The sequence below is a fragment of the Kitasatospora sp. NPDC052896 genome (genome assembly GCF_044547075.1).
Taxonomy (GTDB): Bacteria; Actinomycetota; Actinomycetes; order Streptomycetales; family Streptomycetaceae; genus Kitasatospora.
The window spans coordinates 196,554-216,263 of sequence record NZ_JBITZU010000003.1 but is presented as its reverse complement, the minus strand read 5'-3'; the positions used below and the strand labels follow the sequence as shown (position 1 = coordinate 216,263).

The 19,710-nt window shown below is 73.2% G+C and carries 20 protein-coding genes and 1 pseudogene; 14 read left to right on the top strand and 7 right to left on the bottom strand.

Annotated features, from left to right (window positions below; all coding sequences use genetic code 11):
* From ACIGXM_RS09690 to ACIGXM_RS09650, 9 genes are all read left to right on the top strand, one after another.
* Positions 1-843 (top strand): alpha/beta fold hydrolase, encoded by an 843-nt coding sequence (locus tag ACIGXM_RS09690; RefSeq protein ID WP_396558713.1) that lies wholly within the window; start codon positions 1-3, stop codon positions 841-843.
* Positions 840-2,021 (top strand): glycosyltransferase, encoded by a 1,182-nt coding sequence (locus tag ACIGXM_RS09685; RefSeq protein WP_396558711.1) that lies wholly within the window; start codon positions 840-842, stop codon positions 2,019-2,021. Before ACIGXM_RS09690 ends, ACIGXM_RS09685 begins: the two co-directional genes overlap by 4 nt.
* The gene (locus tag ACIGXM_RS09680; RefSeq protein ID WP_396558709.1) at positions 2,018-3,124 is read left to right on the top strand and encodes a class I SAM-dependent methyltransferase; all 1,107 of its coding nucleotides are present in this window, start codon (positions 2,018-2,020) and stop codon (positions 3,122-3,124) included. The genes ACIGXM_RS09685 and ACIGXM_RS09680 overlap by 4 nt, the downstream gene beginning before the upstream one ends.
* 415 nt (positions 3,125-3,539) lie before the next feature.
* Positions 3,540-4,361 carry a 2,3,4,5-tetrahydropyridine-2,6-dicarboxylate N-succinyltransferase gene (locus ACIGXM_RS09675; protein WP_396558707.1) on the top strand — a complete coding sequence of 274 codons (822 nt, stop codon included), beginning with the start codon at positions 3,540-3,542 and terminating at the stop codon, positions 4,359-4,361.
* Positions 4,362-4,421: 60 nt separating this feature from the next.
* On the top strand, positions 4,422-5,630 hold the full coding sequence (locus ACIGXM_RS09670; RefSeq protein WP_396558705.1) for an acyl-CoA dehydrogenase family protein: 1,209 nt from the start codon (positions 4,422-4,424) through the stop codon (positions 5,628-5,630).
* 21 nt (positions 5,631-5,651) lie between these two features.
* Positions 5,652-7,223, top strand: coding sequence for an AMP-binding protein (locus ACIGXM_RS09665; protein WP_396558703.1), 1,572 nt, complete (start codon positions 5,652-5,654; stop codon positions 7,221-7,223).
* A gap of 122 nt (positions 7,224-7,345) precedes the next feature.
* Positions 7,346-9,178, top strand: a complete 1,833-nt coding sequence (locus tag ACIGXM_RS09660; RefSeq protein WP_396558701.1) for a glycoside hydrolase family 15 protein — start codon at positions 7,346-7,348, stop codon at positions 9,176-9,178.
* Between the two features lie 117 nt (positions 9,179-9,295).
* Entirely contained in the window at positions 9,296-10,117 is an 822-nt protein-coding gene (locus ACIGXM_RS09655) for an SAM-dependent methyltransferase (RefSeq protein ID WP_396558699.1), read from the top strand.
* A 91-nt stretch (positions 10,118-10,208) separates the two neighbouring features.
* The gene (locus tag ACIGXM_RS09650; protein ID WP_396558697.1) at positions 10,209-10,631 is read left to right on the top strand and encodes a cold-shock protein; all 423 of its coding nucleotides are present in this window, start codon (positions 10,209-10,211) and stop codon (positions 10,629-10,631) included.
* Between the two features lie 67 nt (positions 10,632-10,698).
* On the opposite strand, the gene ACIGXM_RS09645 is transcribed toward ACIGXM_RS09650, so the two are convergent.
* On the bottom strand, positions 10,699-10,911 hold the full coding sequence (locus ACIGXM_RS09645; RefSeq protein WP_396558695.1) for an amidohydrolase family protein: 213 nt from the start codon (positions 10,909-10,911) through the stop codon (positions 10,699-10,701).
* A gap of 449 nt (positions 10,912-11,360) precedes the next feature.
* Here ACIGXM_RS09645 and ACIGXM_RS09640 point away from each other — a divergent pair, with 449 nt between their 5' ends.
* Complete coding sequence (locus ACIGXM_RS09640) at positions 11,361-11,861, top strand: hypothetical protein (RefSeq protein ID WP_396558693.1); 501 nt, start codon at positions 11,361-11,363, stop codon at positions 11,859-11,861.
* A gap of 27 nt (positions 11,862-11,888) precedes the next feature.
* Here the strand turns inward: ACIGXM_RS09640 and ACIGXM_RS09635 are convergent, their stop codons facing one another.
* The 3 genes from ACIGXM_RS09635 to ACIGXM_RS09625 all read right to left on the bottom strand — a co-directional run bounded on the left by ACIGXM_RS09635 (position 11,889) and on the right by ACIGXM_RS09625 (position 14,755).
* The gene (locus ACIGXM_RS09635) at positions 11,889-12,677 is read right to left on the bottom strand and encodes a VOC family protein (RefSeq protein ID WP_396558691.1); all 789 of its coding nucleotides are present in this window, start codon (positions 12,675-12,677) and stop codon (positions 11,889-11,891) included.
* A gap of 136 nt (positions 12,678-12,813) precedes the next feature.
* A complete protein-coding gene (locus ACIGXM_RS09630) occupies positions 12,814-14,208 on the bottom strand; it encodes a class II fumarate hydratase (RefSeq protein ID WP_396558689.1) in 1,395 nt (464 codons plus the stop codon).
* A 121-nt stretch (positions 14,209-14,329) separates the two neighbouring features.
* On the bottom strand, positions 14,330-14,755 hold the full coding sequence (locus ACIGXM_RS09625) for a VOC family protein (protein WP_396558687.1): 426 nt from the start codon (positions 14,753-14,755) through the stop codon (positions 14,330-14,332).
* 209 nt (positions 14,756-14,964) lie between these two features.
* Between ACIGXM_RS09625 and ACIGXM_RS09620 the strand changes: the two genes are divergently transcribed.
* Entirely contained in the window at positions 14,965-15,288 is a 324-nt protein-coding gene (locus tag ACIGXM_RS09620) for a plasmid stabilization protein (RefSeq protein WP_396558685.1), read from the top strand.
* Positions 15,289-15,395: 107 nt separating this feature from the next.
* Here the strand turns inward: ACIGXM_RS09620 and ACIGXM_RS09615 are convergent, their stop codons facing one another.
* Positions 15,396-15,710 (bottom strand): hypothetical protein, encoded by a 315-nt coding sequence (locus ACIGXM_RS09615; protein ID WP_396558683.1) that lies wholly within the window; start codon positions 15,708-15,710, stop codon positions 15,396-15,398.
* Positions 15,711-15,961: 251 nt separating this feature from the next.
* Here ACIGXM_RS09615 and ACIGXM_RS09610 point away from each other — a divergent pair, with 251 nt between their 5' ends.
* Both ACIGXM_RS09610 and ACIGXM_RS09605 read left to right on the top strand, forming a co-directional pair.
* Complete coding sequence (locus tag ACIGXM_RS09610; RefSeq protein ID WP_396558681.1) at positions 15,962-16,135, top strand: CsbD family protein; 174 nt, start codon at positions 15,962-15,964, stop codon at positions 16,133-16,135.
* 107 nt (positions 16,136-16,242) lie between these two features.
* Positions 16,243-16,524 carry a hypothetical protein gene (locus ACIGXM_RS09605; protein ID WP_396559178.1) on the top strand — a complete coding sequence of 94 codons (282 nt, stop codon included), beginning with the start codon at positions 16,243-16,245 and terminating at the stop codon, positions 16,522-16,524.
* Positions 16,525-16,644: 120 nt separating this feature from the next.
* On the opposite strand, the pseudogene ACIGXM_RS09600 reads toward ACIGXM_RS09605, so the two are convergent.
* Together ACIGXM_RS09600 and ACIGXM_RS09595 are read right to left on the bottom strand one after the other, a co-directional pair.
* Positions 16,645-16,845: pseudogene (locus ACIGXM_RS09600) on the bottom strand (DJ-1/PfpI family protein); the annotation flags it as partial.
* Positions 16,846-16,894: 49 nt separating this feature from the next.
* Positions 16,895-17,305, bottom strand: coding sequence for a hypothetical protein (locus ACIGXM_RS09595; RefSeq protein WP_396558679.1), 411 nt, complete (start codon positions 17,303-17,305; stop codon positions 16,895-16,897).
* 76 nt (positions 17,306-17,381) lie between these two features.
* Between ACIGXM_RS09595 and ACIGXM_RS09590 the strand changes: the two genes are divergently transcribed.
* Positions 17,382-19,682: a SpoIIE family protein phosphatase gene (locus ACIGXM_RS09590; RefSeq protein ID WP_396558677.1), complete on the top strand. Its 2,301-nt coding sequence runs from the start codon at positions 17,382-17,384 to the stop codon at positions 19,680-19,682.
* Positions 19,683-19,710 lie beyond the last annotated feature (28 nt).

The following is a 19,710-nucleotide window of genomic DNA, read 5'->3' as shown; positions in this document are numbered from 1 at the left end:
GTGGCCTTCCTGGACCTCGACGGCCTGCGCTGCCACGTGCAACGGCTCGACCCGCGCGACGGCGGGCCGCCCGCCGCCACCGCCGTCCTGCTGCACGGGCTGCTCACCGACAGCCTGGCCAGCTACTACTTCACCCTGGCCCCCACCCTCGCCGCCGCCGGGGTGGCGGTGGTGATGTACGACCAGCGCGGCCACGGCCGCACCGGGCGGCCGCCGACCGGCTACCGGCTGGAACGGTTCGTCGACGACCTGATGGGCCTGCTGGACCGGTTGGAGGTGGCCGCGCCGGTGCACCTGCTGGGCAACTCCTTCGGCGGCACGGTGGCGTTCGGCCTCGCCGCCAGGCACCCGGAACGGGTCCTGAGCATCCTGGCGATCGAGTCCGAGCCGGCCACCCTGGCCTGGGCCGGCAAGCTGGACGGCATCCTGCGCCGGGCCGAGGCCGAGCTGGCCGAGGAGTCCACGCTGGCCTGGGTCGCCGCCCAGCGCGGCGCGCACACCGCCCGGCTCGCCCGCTCGGCCGGCCGGCTGCTGGCCGGCACCTCGCTGGCCCGGGACATCCCCGCCAGCCGACTGCCCACCGAGGCCGAGCTGCGCGCGATCCACTGCCCGGTGCTGGCCGTGTACGGCACCGAGTCGGACCTGGCCGATCAGGCCGCCTGGCTGGACGGGCTGTTGCCCGACTGCCGGAGCGCCTTCGTACCGGGACAGGAACACTCCGTCCTGGTCGAGGCACCGGACACGGTCCGCGAGCTCACCCTCTCCTGGCTGCGGGAGCAGGGCGTCGAGCTGCGCGGCCCGGTCGCCGACCCGGCGCTCGTACCGTGGCGGGGCGCCCGGTGACCCGTTTCCTCTTCGTCGTCCCGCCGCTGGTCGGCCATGTGAACCCGGCCGTGGGCGTGGCCGCCGAGCTGGCCGCCCGGGGACACGCGACGGCCTGGGCGGGGGTCCCCGAGGTGATCCGCCGACTGGCGGGTCCCGACGCCGAGGTCTTCCCGTGCGCCGTCGTGCGCGGAGCAGCACCGTACCGGCCGCCGGAGCTGCGCGGACCGGCGGCGTTGAAGTTCCTCTGGGAGGAGTTCCTGGCCCCGCTCGCCGAGGCGATGGCGCCCGGCGTGGTGGCGGCGGTGGCACGCTTCCGCCCCGACGTCCTGGTGGTGGACCAGCAGGCGGTCGCCGGCGCGCTGGTCGCCGAGCGCCTCGGCCTGCCCTGGGCCACCTCGGCGACCACCTCGGCGGAGTTCACCGGAGCGCTGGACGGCATGCCCCTGGTGGATGCCTGGGTCTCCGGGCTGCTCGCCGACCTGCGGCGGCGCATCGGCGACCCGGCGGCGACGAACGACCCGCGTTTCTCACCACGGCTGGTCCTCGCCTTCAGCACCCCGGAGCTGACCGGACCGGTCACCGTGCCGGCGGGCCCGATCCGTTTCGTCGGCCCGTCGATCACGGCCCGTCCGGCGGACCCGGCCTTCCCGTGGGCGTGGCTGGACCCGGACCGGGCGACCCTGCTGGTCACCCTGGGTACGGCCAACACCGACGCGGGGGCGGCGTTTCTGACGGTCTGCCAGAAGGCGCTACGGGCCCGCGCCGGCCGGCTGCAGGCGGTGCTCGTCGACCCGGGCGGCGTGCTGGGCGAGCCCGTGCCCGATCCCGACATTCTGGTGCGGCCCGCCGTACCGCAGCTGCGGCTGCTGGCCCGCACCGCCGCCGTGGTCTGCCACGCCGGCCACAACACGGTCTGCGAGGCCCTGTGGCACGGCGTCCCGCTGGTGGTCGCCCCGATCCGCGACGACCAGCCGGTGGTGGCCCGCCAGGTGGCCGACGCCGGCGCGGGCGTCCGGGTCCGGTTCGGCCGCACCGACGCGGCCCGGCTCGGGCAGGCGGTGGACGCCGTGCTCGACGACCCCGGCTACCGGTCCGCCGCCCGGCGGATCGCCGCCTCCTTCCACGCGGCCGGCGGTGCGGCAGCCGCCGCCGGCCACCTCGAACAGCTGCGACCGACGGACAGGGGGAACCCGTGACCACCACACCAGAAGCGGCCGCATCCCGCACCGGGGCAGCGGCCAGGTCCCGACGGGTCGCCGAACTGCGTCCCGGCTACCAGGCCGAACTCGCCGGCGGCACCGACCGGTTCTTCGCGCCGCGCCGCACCGACTGCCCGTGGTGCGGCTCGACGCGGCTGCGGGTACGGCTGCGGACCACGGACCTGCTGCAGCACAAGCCCGGGCGGTTCGTCCTGGACGAGTGCGCGGACTGCGGGCACGTCTTCCAGAACCCCCAACTGAACGGCACCGGCCTGGAGTTCTACTACCGCGACTTCTACGACGGCCTGGGCGAGCAACGGCTCGGCGGGACCTTCGGGACCCGCACCGGCGTCTACCGCAACCGCGCCCGGTCCGTACTCCCGTTCTCCGGCGCGCCGGGCAGCTGGCTGGACGTCGGCACCGGACACGGCCACTTCTGCGAGACCGCCCGCGAGGTCTTTCCCGACACCACCTTCGACGGCCTGGATCTCAGCGAGGGTGTCGACCTGGCCGAGCGGCACGGCCGGGTGACCCGCGGCTTCCGCGGCCCGTTCCCCGAGCTCGCGCCCCAACTGGCCGGCCGGTACGACGTGGTGAGCATGTTCCACTACCTGGAGCACAGCACGGATCCCCGACGGGAGCTGGTCGCCGCCGGTGAGGTGCTGCGCCCGGGCGGCCTGCTGCTGATCGAGGTCCCGGACCCCGAGTGCCGCTACGCCCGACTGCTGGGCCGGTGGTGGCTGCCCTGGCTGCAACCCCAGCACCTCAACCTGGCACCGGTCGCCAACCTCCGCCGGCGGCTGGCCGACCTGGGCTTCACCGTACTGCTGGAACAGCACGCCGAACCGCACGACCCGGTCGACCTGTTGGCCGCCTGCTGGCTCCTGCTCGACGCCGTCGCACCCCGCGAGGACGCCCCCTGGCTGGCCACCCGCCCTCCGGGCCGCCTCCGCCGCGCCCTGCGGACCACCCTGCTCGTCGCCGCCGCTCCCCTACTCCTCCTCTCCGCCCTGGCCGACCGCCTGCTCGCCCCCTTCGCCGCCCGCACCGGGCTCGGCAACGCCTACCGCCTGCTCGCCCGCCGCGACTCCCCGTCCTGATCCGGCGAGCCGGTCGACCGGTCGGTTCGGCTGGCGCCACAGACACGTGCCCACGTGGCGCCCCGCGCGCACCCGCCGCGTACGTCCGGGTCGGCGCGGCCGACCACCAATAAGTCTACCTTTGATGTTGGCAAAAATTTACTTTTCAACCTCTATATCAACGCCTATCGGCGGGTTTGATCTACGAATCGCAGGTATGCAAGGCTGTGTCCTGGCAGGTCGTGACCGGGCGATAACCCGTCGTGCCTGTCGCGTGCCGACGCCCTCGGGGGGCGACGGGCGTCGCACGCCACAGCCGGAGACCGCACCACGGGAGTTCGTGCGAGCCGTCCGGCCAGGGGCCCCGGTCGTCACCGGAAGGGCCTTCCAGCCAACTTGGGAAGCGTGGAGAACGATGGGCAGTCGTGCTGCCGACATGACGGTTTTGCGAAGCGAGATCGAGGACCTCTGGGAGCGGCGGGACGGGGTCGCGCTGCACTCCGCCGAGGCGGTGGCCGCAGTCGACGCGGCGATCGGCCTGCTGGACACCGGCCGCGCGCGGGTGGCCGAGCTCGTGGCCGGCGAGGTCGTGGTCCACGAGTGGCTGAAGAACGCGATCCTGCTGCTCTACAAGCAGGCCCAGCCGGTGAACTCGCGGTTCGGCCCGTTCGAGTGCGCCGACAAGATCCCGCTGAAGACCGGGATCGACACCTCCGGCGTCCAGGTCTCGCCGGGTGCGGTGATCCGGCGGGGCAGCTACCAGGAGCCGGGCGCCGTGGTGATGCCCAGCCACATCGGCATCGGCTCGTACGTCGGCGAGGGCACCCTGGTGGACTCCTGGGTCGGCATCGGCTCGTGCGCCCAGATCGGCCGGAACGTGCACCTGTCGGGCGGGGTCGGGCTCGGCGGCATGATCGAGCCGCCGATGGCCAAGCCGGTGGTGATCGAGGACGACGCCTTCATCGGCGCCCGCTCAATGGTCTACAGCGGTGCGCGAGTTGGCGAGGGCGCGCTGCTCGGCGCCGGGGCGCTGCTGACCGACACCATCCCGGTCATCGACGCCGCCACCGGCGAGGAGCTCAGCCGCGGCGAGGTCCCGCCGTGGACGGTCGCCGTCCCGGCCAACCGTCCGCGCGAGTTCGCCGGCGGCACCTTCGGCCTGCCCTGCCTGCTGGTGATCAAGCACCTGAAGAAGGGCGAGCGGCACGACAAGGCCAAGCTCAACGACGCGGTGCGCACCCAGCCGCCGGTGCTCTGACGCTCGTCACCGCCAGCAACAACTCCCCTCTCTCATCGACAAGTTCGAGGAATCCTCCGCATGTCTGCCACCGGTATCGACCCGGTTCTGAACCGTCACCCCGAGCTCGAGGACCTGCGGTCCCGACTCACGGCCTTTCTGGACACCCACCTGCCCTCGCCGGTCCGCGAGAACGACAGCCGGCCCGACTGGCTGGCGCTGCGCGCCCGGGCCTCGGCGGCCGGGCTGACCGGCATCGATGTCGCGTCCCCCGAGGGGCGGGGACCGGCCGGACGGGTGGCCCAGGGCATGGCCATGTTCCTCGCGGGCCAGCGGGACTGCGACGCGCGCGAGATCTTCAGCACCGGTCACGCCGCGATGCCGCTGCGCTACGGCTCGCCGGCGCTCTCCCAGCAGACCCATGAACAGGCCGTGGCGGCAGGGAAGTTGGTTGGTGTCGCGTCCAGCGAGCCGCACTCGGGCTCGGACCTGCGGGGCTTTCGCACCCTGCTGGTCGACCACGGCGACCACTTCGTCCTGTCGGGCACGAAGGGCCTGATCAGCCGGGTCGAGGAGGCCTACGGGTTTGTCGTGTTCTGCAAGCTCGTCGACCGGCGGGACGTCGGCGTGATCGACCTGCGTACCGTCCCGCTCTCCGCGGTGTGGGTGCCGATGGACACCAAGGGCGTGCTCACCGAGACCACCGACCCGCTGGGCATGCGGGGTTGGAGCTTCGGCCACCTGCACTTCGTCGACACCCGGCTGGACAAGGACTTCCTGCTCGGCGAGCCCGGCGACGGCCGCCTGATCTTCGACTCGCACTTCTCCGCCTGGCGTCTGATGATGTCGCTGGTCTGCCTCGGTGCCGCGGCGGCCGCGATCCAGGAGTCGATGGCCCGTACCAGCAGCCGGAGCGTGGGCCGGATGCCGCTGGCCGCGATCCCCTCGGTCGCAGCCCGGCTGGGCACCGCCGCGGCCGAGGTCGAGGCCGCCACCGCCTGGTGCTTCTCGCTGCTGGAGCGCATCGACCGGGGCGACATCGACGTCGCCGCCTGCTCGGCCGCCAAGGCGCTGGCCACCGACGCCGCCTACCGCGCCGTGGACCTCGCCCTCCAGCTGCACGGCAGCGAGGGCTACACCCGGCACACCCCGATGGAGAAGCGACTGCGCGACATCCGTGGGCTGCGGATCGCCGACGGCCCCAACGACACGCTCTACAGCGTCCTGGCCCACTCGCTGCTGACGGAGCATCAGCAGACCGAGGAAGCCCAGCTGTTGGCCCATCACTGAGACCGAGGCACCGAAGCACCCATGCCCGCCACCACGACCACCCCGCCCTTCCGGACCGAGGTAGCGCAGATCCTCGACACCCTGGCGGCCCATCCCGAGCGGAACGTCCTCACGTACCAGGGGCGTTCGGTCACCGCCGGCGAACTGCGCGATCTCACCCACCAGTTGGCGCGGGCCATGCGAGCCCGGGGCATCGACCGCGGCCAGACCGTCACCCTGCTGAGCGGCAACCTGCCGGAGGCCATCGCCGCCCGCTACGCCGCCAACCTGATCGGCTGCCGGGTCAACCAGCTCTACAACAAGCTGCCGGCCGAGACCCAGGCCACCATGGTCCGGGACGTCGAGACCCATGCGCTGATCGTCGACCCCCGCCACGCCGACCGGGCCGCGGAGCTCACCGGTCAGGTCCCGGTCGCGACCGTCCTGGTCCTCGGCCCCACGCCGGTCGGCGGTCCCGCCACGGTCGGCACGGACCTGCTGGCGCTGGCCGCCGAGCAGCCGGCCGATCCGTTCGCCTCGCGAGCCCGGCCGCAGGACGTGCGCACCATCCGCCACTCCGGCGGCACCACCGGCCACTCCAAGGGCATCTGCGTCGGCTACGGACAGGTCCGTCGCTTCGGCCCCGACCTGCCCCGTGAGGAGGAACCGCCGCGACTGCTGGTGTGCACCACCATCGCCCACGCGGCCGGGCAGCTGACCGACAAGGTCCTGCGGGCCGGCGGCAGCGCGGTGCTGCTGGACGACTTCGAGCCGGCCGCCGTGCTCGGCGCGATCGAGCGGGAGCGCATCACCGACGTCTTCCTGATGCCACCGCTGCTGTACCAGCTGATGGACCACCCGCACGCGGACCGGACCGACACCAGCAGCCTGCGTCGCCTCACCTACGGCGGCTGCCAGGCGTCACCCGCCCGGCTCACCGACGCGATCCGGCGCTTCGGACCGGTGCTGGTCCAGCTCTACGGGCAGCACGAGGCCGGCATCGTCAGCGTCCTCGACGCCGAGGACCACGATCCGAACCGCCCGGAACGGTTGCGGTCCGTCGGCCGGATCGCGCCCGGGTACCAGGTGGCGATCCGCGACGAGTCCGGCCGGGAGCTGCCCGCCGGCGGCCACGGCGAGATCTGCGTGCGGTCCGACAGCCTGATGCTGGGCTACTGGAAGCAGCCCGAGCTGACCGCCGCGGTCCTCCGGGACGGCTGGCTGCACTCCGGTGACGTCGGGTACCTGGACGAGGAGGGCTACCTGTACGTCGTCGACCGGCTGAAGGACCTGATCAACACCGGCGGCGGCCACGTGTACACCTCCGAGCTGGAGGACCTGCTCAACTCCCACCCCGAGGTGCGGCAGAGCGCGGTCTTCGGCGTCCCGGACGAGAACCGGGTGGAGCGGGTACACGCCGTGGTCGTCCCGGCACCGGGCGGTCGGATCACCGCGGACGAGCTGCGCGCCCTGGTGCGCGAGCGGCGCGGGCCGGTCCACGAGCCGTCCGAGGTCGGTTTCCTCGACGCGCTGCCGCTGACCGACGCCGGCAAGCCCGACAAGAAGCTGCTGCGACGGCAGGCCGAACGGCTCCGGGAGAGTGCCGGAGCGTAACCGCTGGGTCCCGGTACCGGGGGGGGTGCCGGGACCCGATCCGCAGGCACGCGGCACCCGCGGCGATTTAGCATGAAAGCCGATGCTCTCTTGCTGCCCACCTCAGCGTCAGGGAGGCCGGTGTGGTGTTCGAGAATGCCGGATCCGGGCGGGCGAACGGCTCCCGCTACCTGCCGATCTCCGAGCACGGCCTGATCGGCGATCTTCGTACCGCCGCGCTCGTGGGCACCAACGGCACCATCGACTGGTACTGCTGCCCGCGCTTCGACTCACCCAGTGTGTTCGCGTCGATCCTCGACGCCGAGCGGGGCGGTTCGTTCGAACTGGCCGCCGAGGTGCCGACCCGCACCCGGCAGTTCTACTTCCCCGACACCAACGTGCTGATCACCCGGTTCTTCGCGGCCGACGGGGTGGCCGAGATCCAGGACTTCATGCCGATCATCGACGGGTCGCGCGAGGAGGCCCGGCACCGGCTGATCCGGCGGGTGATCTGCGTCCGCGGCAGCCTGCCCTTCCGGGCCCGGGTGGCACCCCGCTTCGGCTACGGGGCCGAACCGCACTCGGTGTACCTCCGGGGCCGCGAGGCGATCTTCGAGTCGCGGTCGATGACGCTGGCCCTGACCGCGACGGCGCCGCTCGACTGCGACAACGTGGACGTCTGGTCGAGCTTCAAGCTCCTGGAGGGCGAGTCCGTGGTGTTCGCCCTCGACCAGATCACCGACGGCGTCTTCCCCCGGGCCTGCCCGCAGGCCGAGGCGGAGCGCGAGTTCGCGGCGACCGTCCGGTTCTGGCGCCACTGGCTGGCCGACTCGCGCTACCACGGGCGGTGGCGCGAGATGGTGCACCGGTCCGCGCTGGTGCTCAAGCTGCTCACCTACATCCCGAGCGGCGCGATCGTCGCCGCGCCGACCACCAGCCTGCCCGAGCAGATCGGCGGCGAGCGCAACTGGGACTACCGGTACGTGTGGGTCCGCGACGCGGCCTTCTGCGTCTACGCCATGCTCCGGCTGGGCTTCACCTCGGAGGCCGAGGCGTTCATGGGCTTCCTCTCCGAGCGGGGCACGGGGAGCCCCGGTGACACCGGCCCGCTGCAGATCATGTACGGCATCGACGGGCGCTGCGAGCTGCCCGAGCAGGAGCTGTCCCACCTGGAGGGCTACCTCGGGTCCGCCCCGGTCCGGGTCGGGAACGCCGCCACCGGCCAGCTCCAGCTGGACATCTACGGAGCGTTGATCGACTCCGTCTACCTGTACGACAAGTGGGGGCAGCCGATCAGCAGCGACCGGTGGGACGAGGTCAGTGCGGTGGTGGAGTGGCTCTGCGACCACTGGGACCAGCCCGACGAGGGCGTCTGGGAGACCCGCGGGGGCCGCCGGAACTTCGTGTACTCGCGGCTGATGTGCTGGGTGGCGGTGGAACGGGCGATGCGGATGGCGACCCGGCGCGGCCTGCCGGCCGACCTCCCGCGCTGGCGGCAGAGCCGGGACGCGATCTACCGGCAGATCATGCGACGCGGCTGGTCGGCCGAGCGGCAGACGTTCGTGCAGAGTCTGGACGGCGACGTGCTGGACGCCTCGGTGCTGATGATGCCGATGGCCAAGTTCGTCTCGCCCACCGACCCCAAGTGGCTCACCACCCTGGACGCACTCACCACGGACCTGGTCTCCGACTCCCTGGTCTACCGCTACGACCCGGCGTCCAGCCCGGACGGCCTCCGCGGCACCGAGGGCACCTTCTCGATCTGCTCCTTCTGGTACGTCGAGGCGCTCGCCCGGGCCGGGCGCCTCGAGGAGGCCCGGCTGGCCTTCGAGAAGATGCTCACCTACGCCAACCACCTCGGCCTCTACGCCGAGGAGATCGGCCCGACCGGCGAACAGCTGGGCAACTTCCCCCAGGCCTTCACCCACCTCTCGCTGATCAGCGCCGCGTTCAACCTCGACCGCGCGCTCGGCTGAGGCCTCCCAGGGCTCGGCCGGGCGTTGCGTGCCGCATCATGATCGGCCATCATTCCGCGGAGCGGACGATCGGCGGCGCGCGTCCCGCCGCGGCAGCCGCGACGAGGGGAGAGCGCAGTGCCCGAGCAGCAGCCGGCCGCCGACTGGCAGCCCACGGCCTTCGAGAACCCGCCGCCGAACATCGCCCGCGTCTACGACTACCTGCTGAACGGCAAGGACAACTACGCCTCCGACCGCGAGATCGGCCGGCGGATCGAGCAGACGCTGCCCGAGGTGCACCTCGGTGTGCGGGAGCAGCGGGCCGTGCTGCGGCGCGTGGTGCGCCACCTGGTCGGCGAGGCGGGGCTGCGGCAGCTGGTCGACATCGGCTCGGGCCTGCCCACCGCGGACAACGTGCACCAGATCGCGCACGCCATCGCCCCGGCCACCCGGGTGGTCTACGTCGACAACGACCCGGTGGTACTGGCGCACGCCCGCGCGCTGCTGGCCGACAACCGGGAGACCGTGGTGGTCGCCGGCGACCTGCGGGAACCCGCCGAACTGCTCGCGGACCAGGGACTGCGTGACCACATCGACTTCGACCAGCCGGTCGGGCTGCTGCTCTGCGGGATCCTGCACTACGTGCTGGACGAGGAGGAGCCGGCCCGGATCGTCCGCGAGCTGGTCGACGCGCTGCCGTCCGGCAGCCACGTCTTCGTCCACCACCTGCTGGCCGCCGGGGACGCCGACGCCGCGGCGGCGGAGGCCGTGCTGCGGCAGGGGGTCGGCCGGGCCCGGTTCCGCACCATGGACCAGGTCGCCGCGTTCCTCGACGGCCTGGCGCTGGTCGACCCCGGTGTGGTCACCGTCTCCGAGTGGCGCCCCGACGCCGACACCCCGCCGCTGAGCGCCAGCCCCGTGCTGCGCCTGGCCGCGGCCGGCGTGGCGCGCAAGCCCTGACCGCCTGCCTCACGCGCCCCGACCACCGCCGGGGCCGCTACCATCGGGCCAGGTTCTTCGGGCAAGGGGCCCGATTCTGTTGGGGGTTGTCATGGTTGCTGGTCGTGTGGTGCGATTCGACAGTTCGCGGGGTTACGGCTTCATCGCGCCTGACCACGGTGGTGAGGACGTCTTTCTGCACGTGAACGACCTGCTGATCCCCGAGGTGCAGCTGCGCTCGGGGCTGGCGGTCGAGTTCGAGGTGGAGGACGGCGATCGCGGGCTGAAGGCGTCCGCGGTCCGACTGGCCAAGGGAGCGGAGGGCAAGCCGGCGGTGGCATCGTCCCGACACCCGGAGTCCCGCCATCCGGAGGGCGACGACGCGCTGTGCGACGTGCTCAGCGTGGCGGAGTTCACCCGGGAGGTCACCGAGCTCCTGCTGGCGGCGGCGCCGTCGCTGACCGGGGAGCAGATCCTGCGGATCCGGACCGGGCTGGTGCGGTTCGGCACGGACCACGGCTGGACCGAGGGCTGATACCGGCCGTCCGGCACCGGCCGTTCTGCCGTCCGTCCGGCACCGCCCGGCAGAACGGCCGCCCGGCTCACCAGCCGTTGCCGTACGGACGCCCTCCCGCCACCACCAGGCGCACCGCGCGCAGCGCGCTCAGGTCACGGAGCGGGTCCCCGTCGACGACGAGCAGGTCGGCGCGGTGGCCGGGGGCGAGCCGGCCGGTGTCGGCGTCGATTCCGAGGGCGCGGGCGGCCTCGACGGTGGCCATGTCGATGGCGCGGTCCCAGGAGGGGCCCGCATCCACTCCGACTCCCGTTCCCCGAAGGGCGGTTGGCCCCCACTCCAGCGGCCACCGCCCGACGGGCGGAACAGCGGCCGTTCACCGGTGTTCGCCAACTCCGTTCTGCTTCGGCGCGCCAACCGGCGCACCGCACCGCGTGCCATGACTGCCCGACAACTCGCCTGTGTGCTTCCACAGTTGGCCTGGTCGACCGACCGTCGGACCGGATGGCCAGCTGCGGATCGTTCCGCCCTGCGGCCTCGGAAGGTCTCCCCGACGCAGCCGCCCGACGCCGCCGCGCCCAACTCGAGCTGGTCCGACGTCACTTCCGGTGGGACTCCTCGGGGCGGACCGCGGGCCGCCCCCGAGTCCCTTCGCGTCTCCACCGACGTTCCGGAACCCGCACGCGCTCCACCGCGTCCCATCCGGACCCAGCGGCCGACGCCCGTCGGCCGGCCCGCGAAGGAGATGCCTTGACCTCGCAGCGGTTCACCACCGACCCACCGCGCCGGCACCGGCTGTCGCGGCTGCTCGCCCCCGTCGCCGTCCTGGGCTTCACGGGGGCGCTGGCGCTGGCCGCTTTCTCCTCCGGCCCCGCCCCGGCCGCCGCGGTGACACTGACGGCACGCCCGGGCGGAGCGGTGGTCCAGGTGACCGAACAGGACGCCGGCACCCCGGTCACCGTCCCGACCGGCGACACCGTCCAGCTCGTCCTGCACAGCACCTACTGGACACCACCACGGAGTTCCGACCCCGCGCACCTGCGACCGCTCGGCGCGCCCGGCACCGCACCCTCGGCCGGCACCGGCTGCCACCCCGGCACGGGCTGCGGCACGGTCACCGCCGACTTCCTCGCCCTCACCCCTGGCACCTGCCGGCTCACCACCACCCGCACCAGCTGCGGCGAGGCCCTGGCGTGCATCCCCGAAGCGGCGAACCTCACGGTCACCATCGTCGTCGCCCCCACCCGCTGAAGCCCACCCGCGCCGCCGGCCTCGCTGTTACGGGCGGACGCTGATCACGGCGAAGCGGCCGCCGTGCGGGTCGGCGAGGTGGGCCACCCGGCCGTAGGGGGTGTCCAGGACCGGACCGGTCTCCGCGGCGCCGAGCCGCCGGGCCTGGTCGACCGAGGCGTCGGTGTCGGCGACCGCGAAGAACACCTGCCAGTTGGGGCGGGCGGCCGGGTCGGTCCCCGTGGCGAGCGCGGCGACGCTGCGGCCGTGGGTGCGCAGGACCACCCGGTCGTGTTCCCAGCGCACCTCCAGGTCCTTCGGGTCCCGGGTGTCCCAGGCGAACACCTCGCCGTAGAAGAGGGCCGCCTCGAAGGCGTCCCGGGTGCGCAGCTCGATCCAGACCGGCGCGCCCGACGAGCTCAGCCAGGAGCGCCCGTGGTCGCACCCGCCCTCCCAGACGCCGAACGGCGCACCGGCCGGATCGGCCGCGATGGCCAGCCGGCCGGCGTCGAAGCCGAGCGGGCCGATGGCCATCGTGCCGCCGCGGGCCCGGACCCGTTCGGCGACCTCGTTGGCGTCCTCGGTACCGAAGTAGGTGGTCCAGGCCACCGGGAGCTGCAGGCCGGTGGAGGTGCTCAGGCCGGCGACCGCGACGCCGTCCACCACCGCGCGGACGTACGGGCCCCAGCGGTCCGGCCCGCGTTCGAAGGACCAGCCGAGCAGCGGCCCGTAGAAGGCCTGGGCGCCTTCGAGGTCGCCGGCCATCAGGCTCACCCAGCTGGGAACCGCCGGCACGCAGCGCACCGCCGCGCCGGCCGCCGGTGCTACCTCGGTCATCGCTGCGCCTCCTGTGCCTGCCCTGCCCCGGCCGTGCCCGTCGACTCGACCGTACCCGCACCGCGTCCGCACCGCACGGACCAGCGACGGAGGCGCCGCGGCGGCGGGGCCGGAGCGGGCTGGCGGGGCGGCGTCGCTACGGCCGGGTCATCCGCAGCACGTCCAGCGCCTCGTCCAGCTGGGCCTCGGTCAACAGGCCGCGCTCCACGTAGCCGCGGTCCAGGACCACCTGACGGATCGTCCGGCCGTCCGCGAGCGACTGCTTGGCGACCTTGGCGGCCTCCTCGTAGCCGATGTAGCGGTTGAGCGGGGTGACCACGGACGGCGAGGACTCGGCGTACTCCCGGGCCCGCTCGGCGTTGGCGGTGATGCCGCTCACCGTGCGGTCGGCCAGCAGCCGGGCGGCGTTGCCGAGCAACTGGACCGACTCCAGCAGGTTGCGGGCGATCACCGGCAGCATCACGTTGAGCTCGAAGTTGCCGCTCGCCCCGGCCATCGCCACCGTCGCGTCGTTGCCGACCACCTGGGCGGCGACCATCGCCACCACCTCGGGTATCACCGGGTTGACCTTGCCCGGCATGATCGAGGAGCCGGGTTGCAGGTCGGGCAGGTTGATCTCGCCCAGCCCGGTGCGCGGGCCGGAGGCCATCCAGCGCAGATCATTGACGATCTTGGTCAGCCCGACCGCGATGGTCCGCAGCTGACCGCTGAGCTCGACCAGCGCGTCCCGGGCGCCCTGGGCCTCGAAGTGGTTGCGGGCCTCGCGCAGCGGCAGGCCGGTGCTCCGGGCCAGCTCGGCGATCACCGCGGCCGAGAAGCCGGGCGGGGTGTTGATGCCGGTGCCGACCGCCGTGCCGCCCAGTGGCAGCTCGGCGACCCGGGGCAGGGTGGCCCGCAGCCGCTCCTCGCCGTAGCGGACCTGGGCCGCGTAGCCGCCGAACTCCTGGCCGAGGGTGACCGGCGTGGCGTCCATCAGGTGCGTCCGGCCGGCCTTGACCACCTGTGCGAACTCCGCGGACTTGGCCTCCAGCGCCACCGCGAGGTGCTCCAGGGCGGGCAACAGGTCCGCGGTGACCGCCGCGGTGGCCGCGATGTGGATCGAGGACGGAAACACGTCGTTGGACGACTGGCTGGCGTTGACCTGGTCGTTCGGATGGACCGGACGGCCCAGCCGCTCGCCGGCCAGGGTCGCGATCACCTCGTTGGCGTTCATGTTCGAGGACGTGCCGGAGCCGGTCTGGAAGACGTCCAACGGGAAGTCGTCGTCCCAGCGGCCCTCGGCGACCTCCTCGGCGGCACCGACCACCGCCTCGGCGACCCGGCCGTCCAGGATCCCCAGCTCGGCGTTGACCTTGGCCGCCGCGGCCTTGATCCGGGCCAGCGCGGCGATGTGCGCCCGGCTCAGCCGCTGCCCGGAGACCGGGAAGTTCTCCACCGCTCGCTGCGTCTGCGCCTGCCACTTGGCCGTGGCGGGGACCCGCACCTCCCCCATCGAGTCGTGTTCCGTCCGGTACGCCTGCTCGTCGCCCATGGCACCACACCTCCCACCCAGCACAGCTCACCCGGCCCTCGCGGTATTTCCACCGGGCCGGGTGATCTTCGCGGCAGCGGGTTGACGGTGATCGGCGGACCGGGCCGAGCGGACGGAGCGCTCAGTGGATCTTGCGCGGCGCGCCGCGGTAGCTGCCGAAGGACCAGTGGTTGCCCTCGAGGTCGCGGGCGGTGAAGTCGCGCGAGCCGTAGTCGGTGTCGTGCGGCTCGCTGACGATCTCGGCACCGGCGGCCCTGGCCCGGGCGCACAGCGCGTCCGGCTGGTCGGTCACCGCGTACATCCCGGCGGTGCCCGGGGCGACCGGCCAGCCGTGTCCGGGGTCGCCCCCCCGGGCCGCGCCGAGCATGATGCCGCCTCCGGGCGGCCAGCTCAGCTCCGCGTGGACGACCACGCCGTCGTCCACGTACACAACGGTCTGTTCGAACCCGAACGCGTCCACCAGGAACCGGATCAGCGCCTGCGCGTCACGGGCCCGCACGGTCGGCCAGACCTGCGGCGGCGGCACGGCATCAGTGGGATCGGCCATCTCGACCGGACCTCCTCGGTAGTCCTCGCCCCGGTCCGCCCGGGACCTCTCCAGCGTCCCGTACGGACCGGCCGCCACCCCGGACCTGCCCGACCTGCCCGACCGGTGTCGCGGGCACGCCCCCGGTCGGCGCCGGGTTTCCCGGCGGGCGGAGGGGTAGGCGCACCGCCGGGAACACCCGACCGACCGATTCGGAAGGAGTGGCCACCATGCCACGAGGGGCCAGTCCCAAGCGGGAACGTCAGTACGAGCACATCAAGGAGAGCCTGCTGGAACGCGGCGCGCAGGAGGACCGGGCCGAGGAGATCGCCGCCCGCACGGTCAACAAGGAACGCGCCCGGCACGGCGAGTCCAAGACCGCCAGCCGCACCTCCGTGGACGACATCTCGTCCGGCCGGCGCGGTGGCCTGCGTTCGCACCAGGGCGCCCAGGGGCCCACGTACGACCAGCTGTACAACGAGGCACGGCAGCGCAACATCAAGGGCCGCTCGAAGATGAACAAGAGGCAGCTCGCCGGCGCGCTCGGCAGGTAGCGGGAGGAGCAGCACCACAGCCAGGTTCCGGTCTCCATCGGGCCGATCCCGCCGGCCGGCCCGGCTCCGGAGCCACCGCGCCCCTGGTCAGGGAGCGAGCGGGCTCCTCAGTGGCCGGGACGGTGGATCAGCCGGTGCCGCGGTCGTTGCTCGCGTCCGACGGGAGGACCACCTCGGGTCGCATCGGCAGCCACCTGGCGGCGCGCGTGGCGGCGGACCGATCCGGTGGCCAGCAGATAGCCGAGGGCGAAGATCAGCGCGAGGGCGAGCCCGGCGAGGAAGATCGCGAAGCTGCTCATGGTGGCGAGATGGTTCCCGAACAGCGTGACGCTGTAGTCGGGGCCGGCGTTGAGGTTCCCCGCGATGAGCAGGCCCGTGAAGGCGCCGGCCGCCGCGAGCAGAAGCAGTCCGAGCAGCAGCATCGCTTCTCTCCTTCCGGAACGGCTGTCACTCTGGCGTATTCCCACGTACCGCCGTTCGATCCCTACGGCGGGGTAGCCGATCGGAGCCGGGTGGCGATCGGAACCGATCGTCTCCGGTCCGGTCCGGCGGTTAACCCATCGCAGTCCGCCGCACCGTTTCGGGACGACCGATCCGGGTGTCCGCCGCCGGATCCCGGGCAGACGCCGGGTATACGCGAGAAGGAGTCCCAGGACGGAACGAGGAGGACACCATGAGCGGTGGGGACAAGGTCCGGAACATGGCGGAACACGCCAAGGGCAAGATGAAGAAGAAGACCGGTGAGGCCATCGGCGATCCCGCTCTGGCCGCGGAGGGCAAGGCCGAGCAGATCAGCGGCGACATGAAGCAGGCCGGCGAGAAGGTCAAGGACGCGTTCAAGCGGTGACGTCACCGCGAGCGGCCGGTGCCCCGCCACGGCGGCGCCGGCCGCTCGCCGTCGGTGGCCGGGCCTCGCGGGGTTTGAGGCCTCGCCCCATCGGGCAACCGCCGGGCATGGAACGCATCAGCGTCGAGCCGGTCGGCGACCACGAGTACCTGGTCCGGCTGACCGCGGGCGGCCGGGATGCCGCGTCCTGGTTCCGGGCCGATCCGGCCGTCCTGGACGAGCTGGGCATCGGCGCCGACAAGGAGCGGCGGGCCGTCGAGCAGACGGCGGGCTTCCTGGTCGACCGGCAGGACGCCCAGGACCTCCCGAAGTGGGTCGACCTGGACGACGTCGTGGCCAGTTACCAGGACTTCCCGGACGAGCTGCGCCGCCGGCTCGGTACCGGCTGACCGACCGGTTGCCCCGTGCCTGGCCCGACACCGAACCGGGCCGGGGCGTCGACGTGTGCTCGTGCGGTCACCCGGCGTGGCCGGATCGCCGGATCGGTGGGCGAACCGCTCGACGAGCACGCGGTTGAAGGCCGGCAGATCGGCCGGCTCGCGGCTGGAGATCAGCACGTTCGGACCGTTCTCGCAGACCTCGACCTCGCGGTCCACCCAGGACGCGCCGGCATTGACCAGGTCGGTGCGCAGGCTCGGCCCGGAGGTGACCGTCCGCCCGTCCACCGCTCCCGCCTCGATCCCACCGCTCCCGCCTCGATCGGCGTCCACGGGCCGTGTCAGCGGGGACCGCCAGGTCGACCCCGTTCCCGCGTGGTGCTCAGGCGTGCTCCTCCCGGTCGTCCGCACAGCCGTCGCCGTAGCGCTCCTGCCAGGCGCGGGCACGGGCGTTGTGCCAGGCCACCCCGCGGTCGACCTGCTGCTCGGAGAGACCGGTGGCCAGCGCGAGCGTTTCCAGGCTCACCTCGCCGTCCTGCTCCTCCAGGACCCGGCAGACCTTGCCGGCCCACTGCTCCTCGTCGAGGTAGGGGCGGCGACGGTACTCCTCCACCAGATCTCCCAGGTGGTCGATCGAGCACGCGGTCAGCACCCGTTTGCCGTCCAACCGGGGATCGTCCTCGTGCAGCGCCGAGGAGTCGGGTACCAGGGCGTAGAGCTCGTCGTCCTCGGTGATCACCGTCCCGCACTTGTCGCACAGCTCCGGGAGGTCGTCGGGATCCATGTCGTCCATGCTTCGCGCCTACCCGGGTCCTCCTCCGGACGAACACCGGTAAAATCGCCGCGGGAGCATGCGCCACGGAGTGGACATGACAGAAGTCGAACCGTCCGGGCCCAAGCCGGAGTCCGGGCCCGAGCCCTCGACCGGTGCCGCCTCGGAGCTGGCCGCCGAGGTCGCCGAGCTGCGCCGGCAACGCGCCGAGTGCCATCTGCTGGACCTCGCCGCCGGGGTGCTGGTCGCCCGGCTGGGCATCGAGCCGACCGAGGCCACCAGCCATCTGGTCTCGCTCGCCGAATCCATCGGGCAGCGGCCCGCCGACCTGGCCGCCGACCTGCTCAACCAGCCCACCGGCAGGATCCCGCCGATGGGCCCGGAGGACCCGGCGGCGGCCCCGGAGGAGCTGGCACGGGCCCGCCCGCTGCGCCGTGCCGCCGAGACGGCCGCCACCCGGGAGAGCCTGGACGAGGTCGCCGCCACGCTGCTGGACGAGCTGCTGCGCCCGCTCGGCGTGTGCGGGCTGCTGCTCTGGCGGCTGACCGACGCGGACCGCCTGGAGCTGGTCGGCGGCACCGGCTTCAGCGTCCTGGAACGCACGCACTGGCAGTGGCTGCCGCCGCAGTGGCCCAACCCGCTGCGCCGGGCCGTCCTGGAGGGCGCGCCGCTCTGGCTGCCCGCCGGACCGCCGGACCCCGAGCGGCTGCCCGGGCCGGCCGTGGACGCCGCCCGGGCCGTCCTGCCGCTGTGGCACGCGGGCAAACCGGTCGGCGTCGCGCTGGCCGTCTGGCCCGCCGCCACCGAGCTTCCGGAGCCGGTTCGTGATCGGCTGGCCGAGCTGACCGAGGTCGCCGCCCGGCTGCTGGCCGTCCAGCCGCACACCGACCGGATGGCCCCGGCCCGTCCCAGCGACCGACCGGTGATCGCCACCCTGCTCGACCTGCTCGCCCAACCCGCTCTGATCGTCAGACAGCTGGAGCAGGAGCCGACCCTGCGAGTGGAACACGCCAACGCGGCGGCCCGCCGGATCGGCACCGCGGCGGAACCATCCGTCCCCCGGCCGCTGGCGCGGTTCCTGCCCCACTCGTCCGCCGGGATCGCCGAGCTGATCCGCCGCGCCCAGGCCTCCGGCGCCCCGCAGCGGGCCGCCCGGCTACCCGCCGAGACCCATCCCGGTGAACCCGGCGCGCTGGTCAACGTCCGGGTGCTGCCGGTCGACCCGGCACACACCGTGGTGCTCTGGCACTCCGGCAGCCTGGACCACAGCTTCTCGGTGCTGCGGATCGCCGGCGGCCTGGGCAACATCGGCGCGTTCGAGGACGACCTCACCACCGGGACGGCCCGCTGGAGCGAACAGTCCTTCGCATTCTTCGGTCTGCCGCCGACCGCCGTCCCGCTCCCGCTCGCCCGGCTGCAGGCGCTGCTCGACCCGGTGGACGCCGCCGGGTTCAGGGCCGCGCTGCAGGCGCTCACCACCCGGCGGGAGTCGTTCAAACTGGTGGTCCGCACCCCCCGGGCGGGGGGTGGCCAGCGGCACGTCCGGGTCGTCGCCGAGCCGTTGCTCACCCACGGCACGCTGACCGGCATCACCGGGATCTTCCAGGACGTCTCCGCCCAGTACCACACCGAGCTCGCGCTGGCCGCCACCTTCGACCAGCTCACCACCGTCCGGGAGCAGGCCGCGGTCCGGCACCGGCTGGCCCTGCAGCTCCAGCGGGCGATCGTGCCCGAGGTGCCCGACCTGCGGAAGCTGCCCGGTCTGCAGGTCGCCGCCCGTTACCGTCCGGCCGCCCAGGAGTACCGGGTGGGCGGGGACTGGTACGACGTGCTGCCGCTGTCCGACGGCCGGGTGATGGTCGCGGTGGGCGACGTCGCCGGGCACGGCATCGAAGCGGCCACCGGCATGGTCGCCCTGCGCAACGCGCTGCGCGGCCTGGCACTCACCGGGCAGCGCCCGGGCCGGCTGCTGCAGTGGCTCAACGAACTCACCCTGGGCACCGTCGGCCACCCCACCGCCACCGGCGTCTGCGCCCGCTACGACCCGGAGACCCGCCTGCTGACCTGGTCCAGTGCCGGCCATCTGCCCCCGCTCCTGATCCGGGACGGCCGGGCCGAGTTCCTGGAACCCGAACGCAACGTCCTGCTCGGCGCGCTGCCCTCGGCGCGGTACCAGGAGAGCAGCACCGAGCTGCGCGCCGACGACACCCTGGTGCTCTACACCGACGGCCTGATCGAGCGCCGGCACGACGACCTCAACCGCTCGCTGGCCGACCTGCGGGCGAGGGCCGAACGGCTGGCCTCGGCGGAACTCGACGAGCAGGCCGACCGGCTGCTCTCCCAGGCCTCCGGCGACACCGACGACGACAGCAGCCTGATCATCATCCGGATCCTGTGACCGCTCCGGGAGCGGACCGGTGACCGGC

Bases quoted from the DNA above. Each gene is read 5' to 3' on its own strand.
- ACIGXM_RS09675 (WP_396558707.1), top strand. From the start codon at position 3,540: ATGACGGTTTTGCGAAGCGAGATCGAGGACCTCTGGGAGCGGCGGGAC.
- ACIGXM_RS09670 (WP_396558705.1), top strand. From the start codon at position 4,422: ATGTCTGCCACCGGTATCGACCCGGTTCTGAACCGTCACCCCGAGCTC.
- ACIGXM_RS09665 (WP_396558703.1), top strand. From the start codon at position 5,652: ATGCCCGCCACCACGACCACCCCGCCCTTCCGGACCGAGGTAGCGCAG.
- ACIGXM_RS09650 (WP_396558697.1), top strand. From the start codon at position 10,209: ATGGTTGCTGGTCGTGTGGTGCGATTCGACAGTTCGCGGGGTTACGGC.
- ACIGXM_RS09635 (WP_396558691.1), bottom strand. From the start codon at position 12,677: ATGACCGAGGTAGCACCGGCGGCCGGCGCGGCGGTGCGCTGCGTGCCG.
- ACIGXM_RS09630 (WP_396558689.1), bottom strand. From the start codon at position 14,208: ATGGGCGACGAGCAGGCGTACCGGACGGAACACGACTCGATGGGGGAG.
- ACIGXM_RS09625 (WP_396558687.1), bottom strand. From the start codon at position 14,755: ATGGCCGATCCCACTGATGCCGTGCCGCCGCCGCAGGTCTGGCCGACC.
- ACIGXM_RS09620 (WP_396558685.1), top strand. From the start codon at position 14,965: ATGCCACGAGGGGCCAGTCCCAAGCGGGAACGTCAGTACGAGCACATC.
- ACIGXM_RS09615 (WP_396558683.1), bottom strand. From the start codon at position 15,710: ATGCTGCTGCTCGGACTGCTTCTGCTCGCGGCGGCCGGCGCCTTCACG.
- ACIGXM_RS09610 (WP_396558681.1), top strand. From the start codon at position 15,962: ATGAGCGGTGGGGACAAGGTCCGGAACATGGCGGAACACGCCAAGGGC.
- ACIGXM_RS09605 (WP_396559178.1), top strand. From the start codon at position 16,243: ATGGAACGCATCAGCGTCGAGCCGGTCGGCGACCACGAGTACCTGGTC.
- ACIGXM_RS09595 (WP_396558679.1), bottom strand. From the start codon at position 17,305: ATGGACGACATGGATCCCGACGACCTCCCGGAGCTGTGCGACAAGTGC.
- ACIGXM_RS09590 (WP_396558677.1), top strand. From the start codon at position 17,382: ATGACAGAAGTCGAACCGTCCGGGCCCAAGCCGGAGTCCGGGCCCGAG.